The 1,213-nt window shown below is 57.5% G+C and carries 1 protein-coding gene; it reads right to left on the reverse strand.

The window, feature by feature from the left end:
- Positions 1-133: 133 nt before the first annotated feature.
- A complete protein-coding gene (locus tag P3T23_RS47780; protein ID WP_429322968.1) occupies positions 134-1,126 on the reverse strand; it encodes an IS5 family transposase in 993 nt (330 codons plus the stop codon).
- Positions 1,127-1,213 lie beyond the last annotated feature (87 nt).

Below are 1,213 nucleotides of genomic sequence, written 5' to 3' on the forward strand. Positions count from 1 at the left end.
TAGGGAAACGCTGATCAATGGACCAACTGCCCAAGTTGCAGGCGAGATGGCGTCGAACTTTCCAGATGACGAAGCGAATCGACGCTCAATTCAGTGAATTGGACGCGTAAACAAGCCTCCCTGCTCGCATTTTTCATACGCATGACGGATTGCTCCCATGGACCGATCGCAACAGATTTCGCGCAATCACCAGATTCGCCAGAGCGAACAGGCTGAACAGTTGCGCGGTGTTCTTGGCCAAGCCCTTGTATCGAGTCTTGCGATGGTGAAAGAGGTTCTTGACGATATGGAACGGATGCTCAACCCGCGACCGGATCTGCGCCTTGGTTCGCTCGACCGCGATCACCAAGTCCTTCAGCGCTCCCTCCTGCATCGCCCTGATCTTTCCCCGCTTGGCAGCGACATGCCACTTCACGGTCTTGCCCGCCATTTCCTCGCGCTTGTCTACGCCAATGTAGCCCGCATCGGCGAACACCTGCTCCTCATGTCCGTGCAGCAGGGCATGCGCTTGCGATACATCCGACACGTTGGCCGCCGTGCCAACCACACTGTGGATCAGGCCCGAATCGGCATCGACGCCAATGTGGGCTTTCATCCCAAAGTGCCATTCGTTTCCCTTCTTCGTTTGATGCATTTCCGGGTCACGACTCTTCCCGGCGTTCTTAGTCGACGGCGGCGCTTCAATGATCGTCGCGTCAACCAGCGTGCCTTCCTTCATCATCAGTCCACGCTCGCACAGCGAGATGCCAATCTCGTCGAACAACTTCCGTGTCAGTTCGTGTTCGATCAGCAGGCGCCGGAACTTCAAAAGCGTGGTTGCATCAGGCACGTTCTCGACTGCCAGATCGATGCCGGCGAAGGCTCGCAGCGCGATGCTGTCATACAGGGCGTCTTCCAGTCCTTCGTCCGACAGTCCGTACCACTGTTGCAAGAAGTAGATTCGCAGCATCCGCTCCAGGCCAATCGGCGGGCGGCCTCGCGTGCCCTTCGGATAGTGCGGCTCGATTGCCGACAGCAAGCGCTGCCACGGAACTACCTTCTCCATCTCGGCCAGGAAGCGTTGGCGCCTCGTCACTCGCTTCTTGCCTGCAATTTCCGCTTCCGCGAAGCCGATCTGCCTCTTCATCATCGTGAGTCTGTTCCGTGAGCTGCCTTCTATAACGTCCTCAGCTACGCCAGCGATGACCACCGAGCTGAATAAATCAGCGTTTCC

It is taken from the genome of Paraburkholderia sp. GAS448, assembly GCF_050435685.1.
GTDB lineage: Bacteria > Pseudomonadota > Gammaproteobacteria > Burkholderiales > Burkholderiaceae > Paraburkholderia.